General features: G+C 58.7%; 18 protein-coding genes. 9 read left to right on the top strand and 9 right to left on the bottom strand.

Going from position 1 to position 19,606, the window contains the following annotated elements; genetic code table 11:
* Nucleotides 1-41: 41 nt before the first annotated feature.
* The 5 genes from EE949_RS25580 to EE949_RS25560 all read left to right on the top strand — a co-directional run bounded on the left by EE949_RS25580 (nucleotide 42) and on the right by EE949_RS25560 (nucleotide 4,652).
* Complete coding sequence (locus EE949_RS25580; RefSeq protein WP_162874010.1) at nucleotides 42-665, top strand: SGNH/GDSL hydrolase family protein; 624 nt, start codon at nucleotides 42-44, stop codon at nucleotides 663-665.
* A complete protein-coding gene (locus EE949_RS25575; protein WP_122666856.1) occupies nucleotides 662-1,333 on the top strand; it encodes an alginate O-acetyltransferase AlgF in 672 nt (223 codons plus the stop codon). The genes EE949_RS25580 and EE949_RS25575 overlap by 4 nt, the downstream gene beginning before the upstream one ends.
* An 18-nt stretch (nucleotides 1,334-1,351) precedes the next feature.
* Complete coding sequence (locus EE949_RS25570) at nucleotides 1,352-2,767, top strand: MBOAT family O-acyltransferase (protein ID WP_122666855.1); 1,416 nt, start codon at nucleotides 1,352-1,354, stop codon at nucleotides 2,765-2,767.
* Complete coding sequence (locus tag EE949_RS25565) at nucleotides 2,767-3,927, top strand: alginate O-acetyltransferase AlgX-related protein (RefSeq protein ID WP_122666854.1); 1,161 nt, start codon at nucleotides 2,767-2,769, stop codon at nucleotides 3,925-3,927. Before EE949_RS25570 ends, EE949_RS25565 begins: the two co-directional genes overlap by 1 nt.
* A gap of 353 nt (nucleotides 3,928-4,280) precedes the next feature.
* A complete protein-coding gene (locus tag EE949_RS25560; protein WP_240350476.1) occupies nucleotides 4,281-4,652 on the top strand; it encodes a response regulator transcription factor in 372 nt (123 codons plus the stop codon).
* Between the two features lie 168 nt (nucleotides 4,653-4,820).
* Here the strand turns inward: EE949_RS25560 and EE949_RS25555 are convergent, their stop codons facing one another.
* The 4 genes from EE949_RS25555 to EE949_RS25540 form a co-directional block, all read right to left on the bottom strand.
* A complete protein-coding gene (locus tag EE949_RS25555; RefSeq protein WP_162873994.1) occupies nucleotides 4,821-5,552 on the bottom strand; it encodes a LysR substrate-binding domain-containing protein in 732 nt (243 codons plus the stop codon).
* 199 nt (nucleotides 5,553-5,751) lie between these two features.
* Nucleotides 5,752-6,129, bottom strand: coding sequence for a response regulator transcription factor (locus EE949_RS25550; protein ID WP_122666851.1), 378 nt, complete (start codon nucleotides 6,127-6,129; stop codon nucleotides 5,752-5,754).
* 304 nt (nucleotides 6,130-6,433) lie between these two features.
* Nucleotides 6,434-7,087: a response regulator transcription factor gene (locus EE949_RS25545; protein WP_122666850.1), complete on the bottom strand. Its 654-nt coding sequence runs from the start codon at nucleotides 7,085-7,087 to the stop codon at nucleotides 6,434-6,436.
* Nucleotides 7,080-8,603, bottom strand: coding sequence for a sensor histidine kinase (locus tag EE949_RS25540; RefSeq protein ID WP_122666877.1), 1,524 nt, complete (start codon nucleotides 8,601-8,603; stop codon nucleotides 7,080-7,082). Before EE949_RS25540 ends, EE949_RS25545 begins: the two co-directional genes overlap by 8 nt.
* A 485-nt stretch (nucleotides 8,604-9,088) precedes the next feature.
* Between EE949_RS25540 and EE949_RS25535 the strand changes: the two genes are divergently transcribed.
* The 4 genes from EE949_RS25535 (at nucleotide 9,089) to EE949_RS25520 (ending at nucleotide 13,619) form a co-directional block, all read left to right on the top strand.
* The gene (locus EE949_RS25535; protein ID WP_122666849.1) at nucleotides 9,089-10,087 is read left to right on the top strand and encodes a response regulator; all 999 of its coding nucleotides are present in this window, start codon (nucleotides 9,089-9,091) and stop codon (nucleotides 10,085-10,087) included.
* 3 nt (nucleotides 10,088-10,090) lie between these two features.
* Nucleotides 10,091-11,044, top strand: a complete 954-nt coding sequence (locus tag EE949_RS25530; RefSeq protein ID WP_122666848.1) for a sensor domain-containing diguanylate cyclase — start codon at nucleotides 10,091-10,093, stop codon at nucleotides 11,042-11,044.
* A 52-nt stretch (nucleotides 11,045-11,096) separates the two neighbouring features.
* Complete coding sequence (gene aroA / locus EE949_RS25525) at nucleotides 11,097-12,359, top strand: 3-phosphoshikimate 1-carboxyvinyltransferase (protein ID WP_122666847.1); 1,263 nt, start codon at nucleotides 11,097-11,099, stop codon at nucleotides 12,357-12,359.
* Nucleotides 12,360-12,692: 333 nt separating this feature from the next.
* Nucleotides 12,693-13,619: a 2-hydroxyacid dehydrogenase gene (locus tag EE949_RS25520; protein WP_122666846.1), complete on the top strand. Its 927-nt coding sequence runs from the start codon at nucleotides 12,693-12,695 to the stop codon at nucleotides 13,617-13,619.
* A 174-nt stretch (nucleotides 13,620-13,793) separates the two neighbouring features.
* On the opposite strand, the gene argE is transcribed toward EE949_RS25520, so the two are convergent.
* Genes argE through EE949_RS25495 form a run of 5 tightly spaced genes read right to left on the bottom strand, consistent with a single transcriptional unit; the run spans nucleotide 13,794 to nucleotide 19,606 of the window.
* On the bottom strand, nucleotides 13,794-14,951 hold the full coding sequence (gene argE, locus EE949_RS25515; protein ID WP_122666845.1) for an acetylornithine deacetylase: 1,158 nt from the start codon (nucleotides 14,949-14,951) through the stop codon (nucleotides 13,794-13,796).
* Nucleotides 14,948-16,102 carry an NAD(P)/FAD-dependent oxidoreductase gene (locus EE949_RS25510; protein WP_122666844.1) on the bottom strand — a complete coding sequence of 385 codons (1,155 nt, stop codon included), beginning with the start codon at nucleotides 16,100-16,102 and terminating at the stop codon, nucleotides 14,948-14,950. The genes argE and EE949_RS25510 overlap by 4 nt, the downstream gene beginning before the upstream one ends.
* On the bottom strand, nucleotides 16,099-17,475 hold the full coding sequence (locus EE949_RS25505) for an NAD(P)/FAD-dependent oxidoreductase (RefSeq protein ID WP_122666843.1): 1,377 nt from the start codon (nucleotides 17,473-17,475) through the stop codon (nucleotides 16,099-16,101). The genes EE949_RS25510 and EE949_RS25505 overlap by 4 nt, the downstream gene beginning before the upstream one ends.
* A complete protein-coding gene (locus EE949_RS25500) occupies nucleotides 17,457-17,765 on the bottom strand; it encodes a (2Fe-2S)-binding protein (protein ID WP_122666842.1) in 309 nt (102 codons plus the stop codon). The genes EE949_RS25505 and EE949_RS25500 overlap by 19 nt, the downstream gene beginning before the upstream one ends.
* Nucleotides 17,762-19,606 carry an ABC transporter ATP-binding protein gene (locus tag EE949_RS25495; protein WP_122666841.1) on the bottom strand — a complete coding sequence of 615 codons (1,845 nt, stop codon included), beginning with the start codon at nucleotides 19,604-19,606 and terminating at the stop codon, nucleotides 17,762-17,764. The genes EE949_RS25500 and EE949_RS25495 overlap by 4 nt, the downstream gene beginning before the upstream one ends.

The following is a 19,606-nucleotide window of genomic DNA, read 5'->3' as shown; positions in this document are numbered from 1 at the left end:
TCACCGTGGCAGCATCGATTCTGGCAGGCATGACGATCTTGATGATCGGCGACAGTCATCTGGCAACGCCTGATTACCTGATTTCCACTTTGCATGACGACCTGGTCCAGCAGGGCGCAAAAGTCCACACCCTGGGCGTCTGTGGTTCCAATGCCGGTGACTGGCTCAAAGTCACTCCGGGCACCTGTGGCGGCGCCGAGCGTCGTGGCACTGAAAAAGCCGTGGTGCTGGGCGGCAAGGCTGCGACCCAACCGATCAGCGAATTGCTGGCCAGCGACAAACCGGATCTGGTGCTGATCGTCTTGGGCGACACCATGGCCAGCTACCCGAAACCGGCCTTTCCGAAGGCTTGGTTGTGGCAGCAAACCACTGCGTTCACCAAAGCTATCGCAGCCACCGGCACCCAGTGCGTGTGGGTCGGCCCTAACTGGGGCACTGAAGGCGGCAAGTACGGCAAGACTTTTGCCCGCGTTGAAATGATGTCCAAGTTCCTCGCCAGCAACGTTGCGCCGTGCAGCTACATCGATTCGCTCGCCTTCTCCAAGCCAGGCCAGTGGGCCACAGTCGATGGTCAGCATTTGACCTCGCAAGGTTACAAGACCTGGAGCGAAGACATCAGTAAAGCCCTGCTTGCAGCGCCAGCCTTGAAGGACGTTAAAAAATGATCAAGCCACTGGCTGCATTTCTGGCTTTTCCTGCGCTTGCTCTGAGCAGTCTGGCCAGCGCTGAAATCGCGCTGTACCCGAGCGGACCTGCCGAGGACTCGGCCTTCATCCGCTTCATCAATGCCGCGCCTGCACCACTGCAAGTCACTGCGCAGGAAGGGGCTGCGCCTTTGCAACTGGACGCCGCAAAACCGGCATCGGCGTTTTTCCCGGTTCAGGCCAGTAGCCCAATCAAAGGCACCCTGGCCAGTGGTGCGCAAAAAATACCGCTGACACTGAGTGTTGAACCGGGCGAGTTCGCCACTGTAGTCGCGATTGCTGACGGCGCCAAAGGCGTGAAGCAAGTTGCGGTGCGTGAGCAACCGGATGACTTCAACGGCCTCAAGGCGTCGCTGGCTTTTTTCAGCCTTGATGCGAGCTGTGCCGATGCGAGCCTGCGTCCTGCCGGACGTACCGCCGATCTGTTCAAGGCCGTGCCGGAAGGCACCCTGCAACGACGTTCGATCAACCCGGTGAGCCTCTCGGTGCAACTGGTGTGTGCCAACGCCAATGTCGGTTCACCGCTGGCGCTGGGTGAGCTCAAAGCAGGCGAGCGTTACAGCGTGTTGTTGGTGCCTTCGGCCAACGGCCCACAACTATTGTCGGCCACGGATGCTTTGGCCCACTGATCGGATTGCGCATTCGCCATGGTTTTCGCCTCACTCGAGTTCCTGACGTTATTCCTGCCCGCCTTCCTGCTGGTGTATTCGCTGGCCAGACCGGCTTGGCGTAACGTCATCCTGCTGATTGGCAGTTGGTTGTTTTACGGCTGGTTGAGCCCGTTGTTCCTGTCTTTGCACATCGTGCTGACCATTGTCGCCTTCGTTGGCGGTTTACTGGTTGACCGTGCGCAAGAAGGATCACGCGGGCGCATGCGTCTGTTGATCGGCTTTATCGTCCTCAACACGGCGGTGCTCTGCTGGTACAAGTACGCCAATATTGTCGCCGGGACCTGGAGTGAACTGATCACCTATTACGGCGCGATGCCCCTTGAGTGGCAGCGCGTGGCGTTACCCGCCGGGCTGTCGTTCATCGTGTTGCAGGCGATTTCCTATCTGGTGGATGTGCATCGGCATACCGTGCCGGTAGAGCGCAGTTTCATTAACTACGCGACCTACATCTCGATGTTTGGTCATTCCATTGCGGGGCCGATCATTCGTTATGACTGGGTACGTCGTGAGCTGAGCGAGCGTTATTTCGACTGGCAGAATTTCTCCCTCGGTGCGCGCCGTTTCATGATCGGCATGTGCATGAAGGTGCTGGTGGCCGATACGTTGTCGCCGCTGGTAGACGTGGCGTTCCATCTGGAAAATCCGTCGTTTGTCGACGCCTGGATCGGTTGCCTGGCCTATTCGCTGCAGCTGTTTTTTGACTTCGCCGGTTACAGCGCCATGGCCATCGGTCTGGGCCTGATGCTGGGCTTCCACTTTCCGGAAAACTTCAACCGGCCGTATCTGGCCAGCAGTATTCAGGACTTCTGGCGGCGCTGGCATTTGTCGTTGTCCAGCTGGCTGCGTGATTACTTGTATATCGGCCTGGGTGGCAACCGTAACGGCGTGTGGAAAACCTATCGCAACCTGTTCCTGACCATGGCCATCGCAGGCTTGTGGCACGGCGGCGACAGCTGGAACTACTTGCTGTGGGGTTCTGCACACGGCATTGCCCTGTGTGTCGACCGGGCCTGGTCGCGCTCCAGTCTGCCGAGCATTCCGCCGTTGTTGTCACACACCTTGACGCTGCTGTTCGTGTGCCTGGCCTGGACGCTGTTCCGCGCCCCGGACTTCCACTCGGCAATGAACATGTACGCCGGTCAATTCGGTCTGCATGGCATGGCGCTGGGGGATGCGCTGGCCGTGACTCTGCGTCCTGTACACGGCCTGGCGGCATTGCTGGGCGTGTTCTGCATCGTCGCGCCACTGCTGCAAACGCGTTGTGAACAACGATTCGGAGGCAGCGCGCTCTTTGCCCTGACTGCCGCCCTTTGGCCCGTGGCCGGTTTCATGCTGTCGTTCGCTCTGATCGCCAGCCGCGAAGCCGTACCCTTTCTGTACTTCCAATTCTGATGACTACGCCAAAGATCGTTTCGCCCAAGATCCCGGTATCACCCGTACCGCCTAGCGAGCTCGCGACCCGGATCAGCCCGGTGGCGGGTTTCACGCTCGCCGCTTTCATGGCCGTCGGCCTGTTGTCCTGCGCATGGCTTTTCTGGAACGGCAAGGTCGAGCTGCTGCCACCTGATCTCACCACTGATGAAGTGCTGCACGGCGATGTCACTCACAAAATCGCCAAACAGCTCTCCGGTGCCACGTTGGCGCAACAAGCTGCCAATCTGGAACGCGCTGCCAGCTGGCTGGTGTTCAACGATACCGGCCCACGTGTACGGCAGGGATGTCCAGGCTGGTTGTTCATTGCCGACGAAATGAAGATCAACCGTCACGCCCAGGCGAATGCCGATACCAAGGCTCAAGCTGTCATCGACCTGCAGCAGCGGTTGGCCAAGCGCGGTGTGAAACTGCTGGTGGCGGTTGTACCGGATAAAAGCCGGATTGCTAGCGAGCAACTGTGCGGTGTGAGTCGCCCGGCACAACTGCGTGACCGGGTTTCCAACTGGACCGCCGCGTTGCACAGCAAAGGCGTCAATGCGCTGGATCTCACGTCGACCTTGCAACCGATTGGCGCCAAAGCCTATCTGCGTACCGACACCCACTGGAGCGAGACCGGCGCCGACGCTGCTGCCAAGGCGGTCGCGGCCCAGGTCCAGGCTTCAGGCATGCAAGCCATGCCGCAAAAAAGCTTCGACGTACGCAACGCGCCACCGGCCCTGCGCCCTGGCGATCTGGTGCGTCTGGCCGGGATCGACTGGCTGCCCGTTTCGTTGCAGCCGACTCCGGAAAGCGTCGCCGCCAGTGAAATCACCGAGCGAGCTCAAGCCGTGCAGAGCGGCGGTGACAACCTCGACGACCTGTTCGGGGATGACAACCTGCCTAACGTCGCCCTGATCGGCACTTCGTTCTCGCGCAACTCCAATTTCGCGGGCTTTCTGCAGCTGGCTCTGGGCGCACCGATTGGTAATTTCGGTAAGGATGGCGGCGAGTTCTCCGGTGCCGCCAATGCCTACTTCGACAGCCCGGCCTTCAAGCAGACTCCGCCTAAATTGCTGATCTGGGAAATCCCGGAGCGTGATTTGCAGACGACGTATGAGGTCATCAAGAGCGGGTTGTAGGCGTTGAGCTTGCTCGCGATAAGCGATGAACGCATGCAAACTACCGGTTTGAAATCCATTTTCTGTAGGAGCTGCCGAAGGCTGCGAAGCATTTTTCCTGACACACCGCGATCGCAGCCTTCGGCAGCTCCTACAGGTCTTGTGTTTGGCGCGATGTCGTGGGACTGGCTGGAAGCGGGCGGTTTTTACAGCCAGGGATTCTGTCCAAATGGTCAATATTTTGCCCGTCGGTCGTTTTAATCCGTGCTTTATACGTCGGTATGATTTCAGGAACGTCCCGGGCTGGTTACCGTGCAGGCCATGAGTGCGCAGATCATCGGCACTTTTACTCATTGGTATTGAAGGTAACTGGTTTGGCTAAATCCCCGGTGATCGCGGTCGTCGACGACGACACTGCAGTCCGCACTGGCCTCGATAGTCTTGTTCGCTCCCTGGGTTTCGTCGCCTGCCTGTTTGCTTCGGCCGAGGAGTTCCTGATTTCCCCTTGCCTGAAAAAAGCAGATTGCCTCATTACCGATGTGCAAATGCCTGGCATGAGCGGCGTTGAACTGCATGAGCAACTTAACCGTCAGGGTGTGCAGATCCCGACCATCTTCATTACTGCCTTCCCTGAAGAGTCCGTACGCAAACGCGCCATGACCGGGAGTGCCGTCGGATTCTTTGGCAAACCCTTCAATGCCACCGTGCTGATTGAATGCATCGAATCGGCGCTACCGGTGGTTTGAGTCTCCCGACAAAATGACGAGCAGCAGCGCCCTCGATGTCCATGGCACCGCGCCTTAGCGCGGTCTATGTGGGAGCAGGGCTTGCCCGCGATGCATGAGACGCAGCTAGCAGCCATACCGCCTTATCGTTGATGCCAACAGCGTGGATCGCTACCTGGTCAGATGACTTCATTCCCCCAAAAACATCTTGCACCGCGAACGCAGCCAGCGCACGGCCGGGTCATTGTTTGCCTGTTCGCCCCAGTTCATGACCAGATCGAAATCCATCGCGGGCAAAGGCAGGGGATCGCTGCGCAGCCCACCCTGAGCAACCATCGCCTGCGCCACATAATCGGGCACCAGCGCGAGCATATCTGTTTGAGCCAGCAACGTTGGCAGAACATTGAATTGCGAGACTGATAGCAGCACTTTGCGCTGTAAACCGGCATCTCTGAGTGCCTGATCGATATCCCGGTCCATCTTCGATGCAAAGGACACCCGTGCGTGAGGGCGTCGGCACAATTCGCTCAGGCAGACCTGATCAGGCATGGTGTCAGTGCGCAGTACGACCGGGCTTATCCGCCGTAGCGATGCGCGGTGATGAGTGTCATCAGATACGTCACTGAGGCCAATACTCAAGCTGACTTCACCGGACGCCAACAACGCTGGCATGTGCTCGGGTTCGGCCCGCAACACGGTCAAACAAACACCCGGCGCTTCAACCCGCAGGCGACGCAACAGCATGGGCAGCAGCGCAAACTCGACGTCACTGGACACGGCCAGCCGAATGGACGCCTGGCTGGCGGCGGCGATAAACGCGGCAGGTTGATTGAACTGCGAAAACACCCCGTGCATTTGCTCGAAAGCACCCAGCCCCCGCAACGGATTGTGGTCATTGCCCGGCACGTCATATCTGTTCATCGCATTTGCTACCTGGGCCGAAGCCATTGTGCATGGACTGATCGATAGAGCCGGGTCCATGAACACTCTGAAGATGAATCCGGCATGTAATGACTTTACTTAACGTGCGCAAGAAATGCGCTCGTACATGAGGGGCAATATCTAATGCATGAGTTCAGGTTTTTATACGTGGGTTTAATCGCGGGTTAAATACATACGATTAGTGCAATCTGGAGTTCACGGCATTCTCAATATGTTCAAGCATGGTTTTACCGCAGAACGGTTTGGTCAGGAAGGCCTTGGCCCCGGCATCCAGTGCGCGTTTTTCGATGGGCTTTTCCGGGAAGGCAGTGATGAAAATGATCGGGATCTGACTGCCCTGTTCATTGAGTCTGTCCTGCAGATCCAGGCCGCTCATGTCAGGCATCTGCACGTCAGTAATCAAGCAGGCGCTGCTGGCCTGCGAGGCAGAACCGAGGAACTCCAGTGGGGATGAAAACAAGGCCGAGTGGTAGCCGACAGAGCGCACTAGGCTGTCGATCGCGATTCGAACGGATTCGTCATCGTCGACAATTGAAATGGTCAGTGGAATAGACATGCCGCAGTACCTGATGGAAATCGAGAATGAAGTTAACGACTGTCTCGATTTAATAAGTTAACGATACTCGGTATTGCGGCATTTCAACATCATACGGGTGTATAGAAGAGCGGGTTGTTAGTATCAAAGCTGACATATTTGTTGATTTGAAAAGCTCCTTATTACGCTGGTTTACCTGACAGCGCCCGGCGTGGGGCCGGCTTTAGCCGGGAAAGCGGTATTCAGTAGGCAAATATTCATTGGCTGTCCCTGTGTCTTCCCGGCTGAAGCCGGTCCCACATCCTCTGCGCCTATCACCGGCAAATCATTTCCCCAGCTCCAGCGCCTCGGCCATGCGCACCAGCTCAGCAAACGACTTGGCGTTCATCTTCTTCATGGCATGGCCGCGATGGATCTTGACGGTGATTTCACTCAGGCCGATTTCTCCAGCGATCTGCTTGTTCATCAAGCCAGAGGCCGCCAAGGCCATGATCTCTTTCTCTCGAGGCGTCAGGGTTTCGAAGCGCGTGCGTACCTCATGTGCGTGCTTGTTGGCCTGGCGACCGCTTTTGTCTTTTTCCAGTGCCGAGGTCACCGCGTCCAGCAAGTCCTGCTCGCGGAAAGGTTTCGCCAGAAAGTCCACCGCCCCGGCCTTCATCGCCCGGACAGTCATGGCGATATCGCCGTGGCCAGTCATGAACACGATGGGCAGGTTGACGTTGGCGCGTACCAGTTCGTTCTGGAAGTCCAGGCCACTGGTGCCTTGCAGGCGAACATCGAGCACCAGACAACTCGGCACATCAGGCCGCTGAAATTGAGTGAAGTCTGCCACCGAAGGAAACGTCTCGACCCGCAGGCCAATAGAGCGCAGGAGGCTGCTCAAGGCATCACGCAGGGCGGCGTCGTCATCGACAATGAACACAATCGGATCGTGGCTGACTTTGACCGCACTTCTGTTCATCGGGTGATCGTCATTCATCGTCTGTTTCTTCTTGTTGGGGGAGGGCGAAGAGCAGCGCGGCCCCTTCGCCAGGTTGGCTCTGGGCCCAGATCCGACCGCCATGCGCATCGATAATCGAGCGGCAGATCGACAACCCCATACCCATGCCTTCAGGTTTTGTGGTGAAAAATGCGTTGAACAAACGACCCATATCATCCGGCTGAATTCCTGGTCCGCTGTCACGCACTTCTATGACGACTTCGTTTTTTGACTCATGGCTTAAACGCAGACTCAGCTTGCGCGACGAACCATGATGACCACTCATGGCCTGCATGCCATTGATCAGCAAGTTGATCAGCACTTGCTGTAACTGAATACGGTCGCCCATCACACAGGGCACGTCACTGGCGATGTCTTGCACCAGCTCAACCCGGGCTCGCTGGATTTCACGGGCAACCAGGCTCACAGATTCTTCGATTACTTCCCGCAAGTCCACCGGCGCCCGTTGTGGATCGGTTTTGCGAGACAGCGCGCGAATACGACGGATCACTTCACTGGCCCTGAAGGTTTCGCTGAGGATGCGCTCCAGCGCCTGAGCTGCTTCATTGATATCCGGCTCCCGGCGATTGAGCCAGCGTAGCGAGGCCTCAGCGTTAGTCGTGACCGCGGCCAGTGGCTGATTCACTTCATGAGCAATCGACGCCGCCAGCTCGCCAAGGGTTGTGACGCGGGTCACATGCGCCAGTTCGGTTTGCGAGCGGTGCAGCGCTTCCTCGGCCTGCTTGGCGGCCGTCACGTCCATCAGCGCCCCGACGTATTCGCAATGACCATCCTGATCGTGGGTCAGGTGCGCGAGCATGTGCAGGTATTTGATGCGGCCGTCCGGCATGAGCAGACGGTGTTCGACACTCAGGTCCGGGGTCAGCTCCCGGGCCTTGGCAATGGCATCCACTACCAGTAACAAGTCATCGGGATGGGTCCTTTGCAGGACCCGATCAATGGACGCGTGAGAACCCGCTTCATACTCGAAGATCCGCTGGGTCTCTTCCGACCAGTGCATCTCCAGGTCCGGAACACGGAAACCAATACTGCCCGTGCGGCTCAAGCGCTGAGCATCAATCAGAAACGCTTCGCTGCGGCGCAACGCCTGATGCGCTTCGGCGAGCAGACAGACTTGCTCCTGCAACCGGTCATTGACCGCTTTGTTGCTACGCGCCAGCACCGTCGTGATGCCGATTGCAGCAATGCTCACCAGGCAACGGGCAACGGCAGGCAACTCGGCGTCCTGGCCGTGAGTCAGCAGAAAGGAAATGATCGTCAGCGACAGGCAACTCAGGGCAACGATCGTCAAACCGTGCCGACTGAAGATATTCACCGACAACAAAATAACCGCGACATAAAGCACCGCCACCGCGACGTCCAGCGACGTCACCGTATCGATGATAAACACCACCGTGGTAATGGCGACCGCGACCAGACGAAGCAAAAACGATGAGGACCGGGCGTTGAGCCCTGAGCCGGTGTGCCCGGCAGACAACGTAACGGGTGTATTCATACTGAACGCATCATGCCCTTGAACGCTGCCCGACATCGCACTGAACAGCATCTGATCCTTGAATGGGCGCAGCGGTGCAAACGACAACGACCGCGTGCCAGTGTGGCAAGGATTCTAAGGGCCGGCTGTGAAAGAGCCTATAGCCAGAATGGTTATTTTTGGTACGTTTGTGCTTTTGGTTGCGATGGGGCAGGCGGTAACGACGCATGAAGGTCCCGATAGAACTCAACTACTCTCACGAATGCTGTTTCGTTGGCGAGTTAATTGCAGAATTATCAGCCACTGCCGATGTATGAATAGATGAGCACGGACAGTGATTGTTTGTAATGCTGTGAACGCGAGTGAACGTATTTATTTGACGCCAGTTAAATGGTCTAAACGATTGTTTAATAAGGTAAGTGTTCAATACCGTTCGAACCACTCGCTTATGAAATGAAACCCGCTGATACTTGCGCCAGAACACTTTTGCAGTGAGAAGCAATGCAATGCCGATGATTCCCTTGGTGATTTGCGATGACTCCAACATGGCCCGCAAGCAGTTGCTGAGGGCCTTGCCTGCAGAGTGGGGCGTGTCTGTCACGCAGGCGACCAATGGGCTTGAAGGCCTCGATGCGGTGCGGCGTGGGTTGGGTGAGGTCATGTTGCTGGACCTGACCATGCCGGTCATGGATGGCTATCAGACGCTTGCTGCCATTCGCGCTGAAAACCTCGACGCCAAGATCATTGTCGTTTCCGGTGACGTTCAGGACGAAGCCGTGCGGCGGGTCATGGAGTTGGGCGCACTGGCGTTCATCAAAAAGCCGGCTGACCCTGATGAACTGAAGCAGACGCTGACCCGGCTGGGTCTGCTGGGCGAGCCTGCTCCCGTCCCGACTATTGCGCCCGCCATGACCGGCGCGATCATCAGTTTTCAGGACGCGTTTCGCGAAACCATCAACGTTGCCATGGGCCGCGCCGCAGCCCTGCTGGCCAAGGTGTTGGGTGTGTTTGTGCAGTTGCCGGTGCCGACCGTCAACATGTTCGAGGTCGGTGAGTTGCACATGGCGTTGGCGGACGCGCACAGCAGTGACCGGTTGACCGCGATCTGCCAGGGCTACATCGGTGGCGGCATCGCGGGCGAAGCGTTGTTGATCTTCCATGACTCGGACATCGCCGACATGGGCTCGTTGATGCACCGCGACTCGGCGGACTACACCGACGAGGAAATGCTCCTCGATCTGTCCGCGATCCTGATTGGTGCGTGTCTGAGCGGGATTGCCGAGCAGATCGACGTGGAGTTCTCCCAGGGGCATCCGCAGATGCTGGGTTCACAGGTGGGCATTGACCAACTGATCAGTATCAATCAGACACGCTGGCAGAAAACCCTGGCCGTTGAGCTCAGTTACAGCGTTGAGGGGCATAGCATCAACTTCGACTTGCTGATGTTGTTCACCGAAGATTCGGTCGATCGCCTGACAAAAAAACTCGCGTACTTGATGAGCTGACCCATGAGTAATCAGATCGATATCAAAGAGCTTCATTGGCTGCTGACCGTCACCCAGAACATCGACGTCGGCATTGTGGTACTCGACCGCGATTATCGTGTGCAAGTCTGGAACACCTTCATGGAGAACCGCTCTGGCGTCGTGCCGTATGATGCTGCCGGGCAGTCGATCTTCAAGTTGTTCCCGGAGCTCAATCCTAAGTGGTTCAGCAAAAAAGTCGATAACGTGATTACCCTGGGCACGCCTGCGTTCACCATTTGGGAGCAGCGGCCTTATCTGGTGCGGTTCAAGAACTACCAGCCGATCACCGGCCGCGAAGACTTCATGTACCAGAACACCACGATGTTCCCGCTGCGCTCGACCAACAGCGAGATCACCCACATCTGCCTGGTGATCTACGACGTGACGGATGTGGCCACTAACCGCCATCTGCTGCAGACGGCCAACCACGAGTTGGCAAAGCTTTCCAGTACCGATCACCTTACCGGCCTGTTCAACCGTGGGCATTGGGAAGAGTTGCTCAAACTGGAATACGCCCGGCACAAGCGCTACAGCGGCGTGTCCTCCCTGGTGATGTGCGATATCGATCACTTCAAGCGGGTTAACGATACGTTTGGCCATCAAGCGGGTGACAAGGTGATTCAGCGCGTCGCTCAGGTCATGCGCAAGCATGTGCGTGATGCTGACATCGCCGGACGTTATGGTGGCGAAGAGTTCGCCGTACTACTGCCTGACACCCATAAAGCCGGTGCCAAAGTGTTCTGCGAGCGTTTACGCCTGGCGGTAGAGGCCGAGACCGTGCAGCACGAGGGGCATGCGATCAAGTGCACGATCAGCCTTGGCGTTGCCGACCTGTCCAAACCGACCAGCGAATATAAAACCCTGATTGAATGGGCCGACCAGGCGCTTTATCTGTCGAAGAAAAACGGTCGCAATCAGGTTTCGGTGGACGAATAAGACGCCGATTGCTGGTAGGATCGACGTTTTTCCGGCGACGATCACGGACATCATGCGACCACAATCCACACTCACGGTAACCCCTGTCGACCAGCCATTGATCGGGCGTGTGAGCCCGCCTGGCTCGAAATCCATCACCAATCGTGCGCTGTTGCTGGCGGGCCTGGCCAAAGGCACCAGTCGTCTGAGCGGTGCGCTCAAAAGTGACGACACGCGTGTGATGTCCGAAGCCTTGCGCCTGATGGGCGTGCAGGTTGACGAGCCGGATGACAGCACCTTCGTGGTCACCAGCAACGGCCAGTGGCTTGCACCTTCGCAAGCGCTGTTCCTGGGCAACGCCGGCACGGCGACGCGTTTTCTGACGGCGGCGCTGGCTAACTTTCAGGGTGATTTCGTCGTTGATGGCGACGAGTACATGCGCAAGCGTCCTATTGGTCCGCTGGTTGATGCTCTGCAGCGCATGGGTGTCGACGTCAGTTCGCCGACCGGCTGTCCGCCTGTGGCAATCAAGGGGCAGGGTGGTCTGGCTGCGGGACGTATCGAAATCGATGGCAACCTGTCCAGTCAGTACGTCTCCGCGCTATTGATGGCTGGAGCCTGCGGCAAAGGCCCGATTGAAGTGGCGCTGACCGGCAGTGATATTGGCGCGCGCGGTTATGTTGACCTGACACTGGCGGCGATGAAAGCCTTTGGTGCTGAAGTCGAAGCCGTCAGCGACACCGCTTGGAAAGTCTCGGCGACGGGCTATAAAGCCACTGATTTCCACATCGAGCCGGATGCCTCGGCAGCGACTTATTTGTGGGCCGCCCAGGCAATCACCAGCGGTAATATCGATCTGGGTGTTGCGACTGAGGCTTTCACCCAGCCTGACGCTTTGGCCAGCCAGTTGATCGAGCGCTTCCCGAACATGCCGCCCGTGATCGATGGTTCGCAAATGCAGGATGCGATTCCAACCCTGGCCGTGCTCGCTGCGTTCAACAATCAGCCAGTGCGCTTCGTCGGCATCGCGAATCTACGGGTCAAGGAATGCGACCGCATTTCCGCGTTGTCCCATGGGCTGTGTGCGATTGCACCGGGGCTGGCGGTGGAAGAGGGTGACGACCTGATCGTTCACGCGAACCCCCAGTTGGCAGGCAGCACCGTGGACGCGTTGATCGATACCCATGCTGATCATCGTATCGCCATGTGCTTCGCGCTGGCCGGGCTGAAAATCGCAGGCATCCGGATTCAGGACCCTGATTGCGTCGGCAAGACTTATCCGGGTTACTGGGATGCGTTGCAATCGCTGGGGGTCAAGGTTCAGCGGCAGGATTGAGCTGGAATTTCTCTTCCTGTGGGTGATCTTATGTTTGCCTGCAAGCCAAATTATCGAGGATCTCATCACCCCTGTGGGAGCGGTGCTTGGTCTGGGCGGCATTCCGACGATAAAGGCGACGCGGTCAAAAGTGAATCGCGTCCAGCCTTATCGTCGGAATGCCGCCCAGACCAAGCACCGCTCCCACAGGACCTGCAGCAGACTCAAACTCCATTGAATCTTTCGCGCCACCTCCCATAAACAGCACGCTACGCCGTTGCCACGGTGCTTTCAGCCAATGCTGCTTTGCATCTCAGGCATCATGAATGACCCCCACCTGTTCAGGACTCATTCATGGCGCTGCTCTACAAAGCTGATCCCGCACGGGGTGAACAGTGGAAAGCACTGTTTGCCGAACACGCTCCGGATATCGAGTGGCGCGCCTGGCCTGACATCGGCGATCCGCGGGACATAACTTACCTTGCCGCCTGGCTTGCCCCGGATGATCTGCAAACCCTGCTGCCGAACTTGCAGGTGGTGTTTGCCTTGTCGGCAGGTGTCGACCAACTGGATTTGAGCCGGCTGCCCGAGGCGTTGCCGGTGGTGCGGTTGCTGGATCCCGGGATTGGCCGGGGCATGTGCGAGTACGCGTGCTTCGCCGTGTTGAGCTTGCACCGGGACATGCTGCGTTATCGACAACAGCAGCTTGAACACCACTGGCAGGCGCATCGCCTTGTGCCAGCGAACAAACGTCGCGTTGGCGTGATGGGGCTTGGGTTACAGGCGCAGCAGATTCTCGCCAGCTTGCAGAACTTCGGCTTCGAGTTATCGGGGTGGGCGCGCAGCGAGCATCAGATCGAGGGCGTCGTGTGCCATGCGGGCACCGCACAGTTGCCGACATTTCTTGGGCAGTGCGACATTTTGGTGTGCGTGCTGCCATTGACCGAACAGACCACGGGCATTCTGAATCGTGAATTGTTCGAGCAACTGCCCAAAGGGGCGGCCTTGGTGAACATGGGCCGGGGCGGGCATTTGATTGAACAGGATCTGCTGCAAGCCCTGGACAGCGGTCACGTCAGCGCGGCAGTGCTTGATGTGTTGCAACAGGAGCCTGCTGATCCTGCGCACCCGTTCTGGAGCCACCCACAGATATTGCTCACCCCGCACATTGCGGCAATGACCCAGCCCGACAGTGCATTTCCCGGCCTGCTGGAAAACATCCGACGCTTCGAGCGCGGCGAGCCGATGCTCGGGCAAGTAGATCGCGGGCAGGGGTATTGAGGAGACCGTTGAAATTGCGGGAATTCTATTTTGCCCTGTAAATAAAATGCCTGTGGGAGCGAATTCATTCGCGAAGAGGCGGGTACAACCGCCGCTTGTGTGCAGCTTGAAATACCGCTTTCCCGAATAAATTCGGTCCTACAGGTTCTTCATGATCCTTGGATTAGGGCTCCCTCAGCGCACCAGCGACCCCAGCAAACCGCCCAGAAATTTCTGCCCGGCAATCATCTGACTCACCTCGATGAATTCGTCTGGCTTGTGTGCCTGCTCGATGGAGCCTGGGCCGCAGACCACCACGGGTACGTTCAGGCGCTGAGCGAACAGGCCGCCCTCTGTGCCGTAGGACACTTTGACGCTGCGGGTGCCCGCAGGTGCAAACGCCTGCAGCATGCGCACGGCTTCGACGCTGGGATGGGTGTCCAGGCCGGGATACTCGTTCAGGGTTTCGATCTCGATGGCTGCTACGGCTGAGACTTTGCGCGCTTCACGGACGATCGCCTCGGCCTGTTCGCGCAACTGATCGAGAAACAGGTCAGGATCATCTGCCGTCAGGTTGCGCAGCTCAAAATCCAGCGTGCACAGGTTCGGCACAATATTCAGCGCCTTGCCGCCGTCGATTCTGCCGACGTGTACCGTGCTGTACGGAATGTCGTAGTCGGCATCCTGAGCGCCGTGTTGTTGCAGTTGTTTTTGGCTGAGGCGCAATGAAGCAATGAAGTCGCTGGCCAGATGAATTGCATTGACCGCCAGCGGCGCGAGAGAGGAGTGCGCTTCCTGACCACGACAGAACGTCCGGAACGAGCTTTTACCTTTGTGGCCCAGCGCGAACTGCATGTTGGTGGGCTCTCCCACGATGCACAGAAACGGCCGTTGCGGCGCAAGATGCAGCACGTCGAGCAGACGTCGCACACCGACGCAGCCGATCTCTTCGTCGTGCGACAACGCCAGTTGCAGCGGACGGTTCAGATTCAGCTCTGCTGCATCCAGCATGCTATCGATAGCCAATGCTATGAAACCCTTCATGTCGCAACTGCCGCGACCGTAAATCCGTCCATCCCGCTCGGTAGCCTTGAACGGTGGCAGGGTCCATGCCTGCCCTGCGACCGGAACCACATCGGTGTGGCCTGAAAGCAAGATCCCTGGCTGATCGGTTGGTCCGGTGCTGGCGAACAGATTGGCCTTGTGCCCGGTTTCATCCTTGACGATCAGCGCCTCGATGCCCTTGGTCGCCAGCAAATCCCGGACGTATTCAATCAGTGCCATGTTCGGTTCAGAAGACACCGTATCGAATGCCAGCAGGCGGCTGAGTATCTCTCGTACACGCGGCTTCATGAGGCTTTGCTCTGTTGGGTGTCGGCATTGGCGAAGCGGCGGATATCGAAGGGCGCAATCGAGGTACTGGTGCTGCCGGTGCTGAGCAATTCGGCCATCACATCCCCCACGCCGGGACCCAGCTGGAAGCCATGACCGCAGAAGCCGAACGCGTAAAACAGGCCGTCGACAGTACCGCTACGGCCTATGACTGGTAATGAATCCGGCAGATAGCCTTCGATGCCGCTCCAGACCCGAATGATGTTCAGGTTGGCGACGCCCGGCAGTAAACGCCGCATCTGCTGCAATTGATTGATAGTGCTGCGGGGCTCTACTGCGACCCGTTTGTTGACCATGTCCGGTTTGCTGCGAAAGCCGCCGCCAATGATGATGTTGCCACGGGGGATCTGCCGGAAATAAATCACCTCTTCGGCGATTTTGGTATAGACGCCGATCACTGTAGGCAGCGAGTAGGGCACCGGTTCGGTGACGGCCATTTGCGGGCCGAAGGTGTCCAGCGGCACCGGTTCGCCAAACTGCGCAGACAGCTTCTGCCCCCAGGCTCCAGCGGTAATCAGCAGTTGATCGGCGCTGAACACCCGGCCATCACTGGTCGTGACTTCAAACTGATTGCCGACTTTTTGTACCTCGGTGACTTCAGTGCGTTCTTCAATGCGCGCCCCGGCACGGATCGCCGCGCGTGCAAAAGCGGGGGCCGCCAGACGCGGGTTGGCGTGGCCATCATGGGGTGCGTAAGAACCACCTTTGACCACCGGGCCGAGAAATGGAAAGCGCTGATGCAGTTCTCGGCCACTGTAGATACGCAGGTCCAGTTCGCGGGCCTCCGGCGCTGCGGCGTAAGCTTCCAGCTCGGCGATTTCATCCTCGCGATAGCAGACGCGCATGTGACCGCTTGGCAGGAACTCCAGATCTTCGCCAATCAGCTCCGGCAAGCGGCCCCACAAGGCGCGGGAGCGGTTGGCCAGTTCCAGTTGACCGAGAAAACGACCCTGACGCCGCACGTTGCCGAAGTTAACGCCGCTGGCGTATTGGCCGATCATGTCGCGCTCAAGAAGGGTCACTGACTGGCCACGCTGGCGCAGAAAAAACGCGGTGGCCGAACCCATGAATCCGCCGCCGACAATCAATACATCGGATTTTTGCTGTTTCATGACGCGACCTCATCAGTGAGCATCGACAACGGCTTGATCGGTGCCTGACCTCGTTGACGGCCTACCAGCTCCACGGAGACGCCGGCCTCGGCGGCGATGACCTCTGCCCCGGCCTGCGAGCAGTAACGCCCTTGGCAGCGGCCCATGCCGACCCGGCTGAAGGCTTTGGCGCGGTTGACTTCACAGGCACCTTTTTCCCGGACTACGCCACGTAGTTCGCCTGCGCTGATCATTTCACAGCGGCAAATAATCGTGTCGTCGGGCAGCGCTTTGGCTTGCGCCGACGGCCAGGGAAAGGCTTCGGCCAGTCCGACCCGGAAGCGATCCATGACGGCCAACTGGCGCGTTTGCGTTTGCATCACGCTGACATCTACCGGGAGTTTCAGGTCTTGCAGAACGGCCAGTGCAGCCAGACGCCCGGCCTGCTCGGCGGCGTCCGCTCCACGGATTTTCGCGCCGTCACCCGCCGCGTATACACCGCTGACCGAAGTGCGGCCGACCTCATCGACATCCAGCAGCCACTGGCTGGAAACCTCGTCAAAGCGCAGGCGACAACCAGCCAGATCAGCCAGTTGGGTTTCCGGTCGCAGGTGATAACCCAGTGCAACGGCATCGCAGTCCAGCTGTTGCGTGTGACCTTTGCCGTCTTTGAAACGCACACCGCTGACACCGGTCTGAGCGTTGCCCAGTACCTGCAAAGGCTCGACACCCAAATGGACCGGCACCTTGGCGCTGCGCAGGCGAGCGAGTAGCTTCATGCCTTCGAGCAGCACACCGGGGCGCGCCAGCAGCTTGGGCGTGGCCATGATCCGCTTGCTCAGCGGCGAGGTGTCCAGTACGGCAGCAACTTCTGCCCCGGCTTTCACGTATTGGCTGGCGACCAGGTACAGCAATGGACCGCTGCCCATGAACACCACTTTGTGGCCGATGGAAACGGATTGCGCCTTCAGTGCTATCTGCGCGCCGCCCAGGCTGTAAGTCCCGGCCAGTTGCCAGCCATTGATGGGCATCAGCCGGTCGGTGGCTCCGGTGCAAAGAATCAGCGCGTCATAGTTCAGTACGGAGTGCTGCCCCTGATGGACGCAGCACAACTGGCCTTCACTCAGGTTCCAGACCAGTGTGTCGGGGCGGTAATCGATGTGCTCGCGCAGGCGGTCAAAGGTCTGGTGCAGATCCCGGGCCTTGTCGGCTTCGGTGCCATACAGCGCCGCGTAATCGCGTTTGAAACCTTCGGGCTGGCGGCGATAGATTTGCCCGCCGTCGCGACGGTTTTCATCGATCAGAATCGGTTTGATCCCCGCTGCAATCAACGTCTGAGCACAGCGCGTACCGGCTGGCCCGGCGCCTACAATCACTACCCGTGGAGTGGCCATGTCGCCTCCGGTTGTGTGGTGACGATATCCAGACCCTCGCGGGCCTCGCTGGAGCAGGCACGCAAACGCTCACCGGAGCGAGTCCAGACCCAACAGTCCTGACACGCGCCCATCAGACAGAACCCTGCGCGACGTCCCGGATCGAACTCCGACTGGCGCAGCGATACGCCTTGAGTCAGCAGTGCGACCATCAAAGTATCGCCCTGCAACGCTTCAATCGGTGCGCCGTCCACCACCAGGCTCACCGTGGCCCGGTCGCGCTCGCCCAGCCTTACAAAACGCCCTTTCATGCGTAGGCTCCCACGGTTATGTCTTCCAGATCCTGTTGGTTTTTGCGCAGCGCGCTGCTGTCCAGGTGGCAGAGTACTTCACTGCCACCGGCTATTTCACGACGGCCGGGCGCGGTGCGATTGCACAAGCCTTCGACGCGTTGCGGGCAGCGGTTCAAAAAAGTACACAACTGCTGCCTGTTGATTGGCGGGCTGATGGGCGGCAGCGTGCCGCACGTGGTCGTGCCACAGGTTTCCAGCCAGCCCTGACGCAGCTCAGGGACCGAATGCACCAGCAAGTCGGTGTAGGGATGAAACGGCGTATGGCTGAAGGACTCACGGCTGCCTTCCTCGACCTTGTGGCCGCTGTACATCACCACAATGTCGTCGCACAGCGCGCGCACAGTGGAAATGTCGTGGCTGATGAAAAGGTAGGAAACGCCCAGTTCACGGCGCAAATCGCCCAGCAATTCAAGAATCGCTGCGCCCACCACAGTGTCCAGTGCCGACGTCACTTCATCGCAGAGGATCAGGTCCGGCTTGGCAGCCAGTGCCCGGGCCAGATTGACCCGCTGCTTTTGCCCACCGGACAGTTCGCTGGGGCGACGCTCAGCCAGCTCGCGAGGCAGGCGTACCAGATCGAGCAATTCGTCGATGCGCTGACGCAAGGCGGCCCCTTTGAGGTTGAAGTACATCTTCAACGGGCGGCTGAGAATGGTGCTGATGCTGTGCATCGGGTTCAGCGCGGTGTCGGCATTCTGGAAGACCATTTGAATGCGCCGGAATTGATCGTCACTGCGTCCTGCCAGGTCACCGGACAGGGGCTGCCCATCGAATTTCAAGCTGCCGCGTGCCGGATCAAGCAGCCCCGCCACGACACGGGCCAGAGTGGATTTGCCCGAACCCGACTCGCCGATCACGCCAATCGCCTGACCCCGATTGATCGTCAGGTCTATGTCTTCCAGCACGCGAATCATGGGCATGCCTTGCAGGTCTTTATTGCCGTAACCGGCTGACATTTCGGTGATGGTCAGCAACGGCACATTCTGCGCGACCTCACTGGCCGGGCGCAGTGTCGCGTCGGGGCGAGCTGCGGCCAGCAGGCTACGGGTGTAGGGATGCTCCGGGTCTTTGAGCAATGCTGCGGTGTTGCTCTGCTCGACGATCTGGCCGCCCTTGAGCACCACAATCTGGTCGGCCATTTGCGCCACGACCGCCAGGTCATGCGAGACGTAGACCGCCGTCGCGCCACGTTCGCGCACGACGCGCTTGAACGCCCGCAGCACATCAATTTGCGTCGTGACGTCCAGCGCCGTAGTGGGCTCATCAAGGATCACCAATACCGGGTCGCTGATCAGCGCCATCGCCGCCATGACCCGTTGCAACTGGCCGCCGGAGACCTGGTGCGGGAAGCGCTGGCCAATGTGTTCCGGGTTGGGCAATGACAGGTCACGAAACAGCTCGACGGCTTTTGCTTCAAGTTCTGCGCGTTTGCCCAGCCCATGAATCAGCGCGCCTTCGATGACTTGATCGATGAGCCGTTTTGCAGGGTTGAACGCCGCCGCTGCGCTTTGTGCGATGTACGACACCCGGTTGCCGCGCAGCCCTTGCAGGATGCCTTCCGGCAAATCGAGCATGTCGTGTTCGCCAATCTGCACCGAGCCACTGGCCAGGCGACAGCCGCGTCGGGCGTAACCGAGCAAGGCCAGAGCGATGGTAGTTTTGCCTGACCCGGATTCACCGATCAGCGCCAGTACTTCTCCTTTCTCCAGCGCAAAGCTCACGCCTTTGACGATTTCGATATCACCGCTGTCTGCGCTGGCGACGACTCGCAGGTCCTGGACCTTGATCAATTGGCTCAT

Origin of the sequence: Pseudomonas viridiflava (assembly GCF_900602065.1) — a bacterium.
Lineage (GTDB): Bacteria > Pseudomonadota > Gammaproteobacteria > Pseudomonadales > Pseudomonadaceae > Aquipseudomonas.
Note: the sequence above shows the minus strand (reverse complement) of the source record. Positions and strands in the feature narration are given on the sequence as shown.

Coding starts and splice junctions, on each gene's coding strand:
- EE949_RS25580 (WP_162874010.1), top strand. CDS start 42: ATGATCGGCGACAGTCATCTGGCAACGCCTGATTACCTGATTTCCACT.
- EE949_RS25575 (WP_122666856.1), top strand. CDS start 662: ATGATCAAGCCACTGGCTGCATTTCTGGCTTTTCCTGCGCTTGCTCTG.
- EE949_RS25570 (WP_122666855.1), top strand. CDS start 1,352: ATGGTTTTCGCCTCACTCGAGTTCCTGACGTTATTCCTGCCCGCCTTC.
- EE949_RS25565 (WP_122666854.1), top strand. CDS start 2,767: ATGACTACGCCAAAGATCGTTTCGCCCAAGATCCCGGTATCACCCGTA.
- EE949_RS25555 (WP_162873994.1), bottom strand. CDS start 5,552: ATGAACAGATATGACGTGCCGGGCAATGACCACAATCCGTTGCGGGGG.
- EE949_RS25550 (WP_122666851.1), bottom strand. CDS start 6,129: ATGTCTATTCCACTGACCATTTCAATTGTCGACGATGACGAATCCGTT.
- EE949_RS25545 (WP_122666850.1), bottom strand. CDS start 7,087: ATGAATGACGATCACCCGATGAACAGAAGTGCGGTCAAAGTCAGCCAC.
- EE949_RS25540 (WP_122666877.1), bottom strand. CDS start 8,603: ATGAATACACCCGTTACGTTGTCTGCCGGGCACACCGGCTCAGGGCTC.
- EE949_RS25535 (WP_122666849.1), top strand. CDS start 9,089: ATGCCGATGATTCCCTTGGTGATTTGCGATGACTCCAACATGGCCCGC.
- EE949_RS25530 (WP_122666848.1), top strand. CDS start 10,091: ATGAGTAATCAGATCGATATCAAAGAGCTTCATTGGCTGCTGACCGTC.
- aroA (WP_122666847.1), top strand. CDS start 11,097: ATGCGACCACAATCCACACTCACGGTAACCCCTGTCGACCAGCCATTG.
- EE949_RS25520 (WP_122666846.1), top strand. CDS start 12,693: ATGGCGCTGCTCTACAAAGCTGATCCCGCACGGGGTGAACAGTGGAAA.
- argE (WP_122666845.1), bottom strand. CDS start 14,951: ATGAAGCCGCGTGTACGAGAGATACTCAGCCGCCTGCTGGCATTCGAT.
- EE949_RS25510 (WP_122666844.1), bottom strand. CDS start 16,102: ATGAAACAGCAAAAATCCGATGTATTGATTGTCGGCGGCGGATTCATG.
- EE949_RS25505 (WP_122666843.1), bottom strand. CDS start 17,475: ATGGCCACTCCACGGGTAGTGATTGTAGGCGCCGGGCCAGCCGGTACG.
- EE949_RS25500 (WP_122666842.1), bottom strand. CDS start 17,765: ATGAAAGGGCGTTTTGTAAGGCTGGGCGAGCGCGACCGGGCCACGGTG.
- EE949_RS25495 (WP_122666841.1), bottom strand. CDS start 19,606: ATGAGCCAATTGATCAAGGTCCAGGACCTGCGAGTCGTCGCCAGCGCA.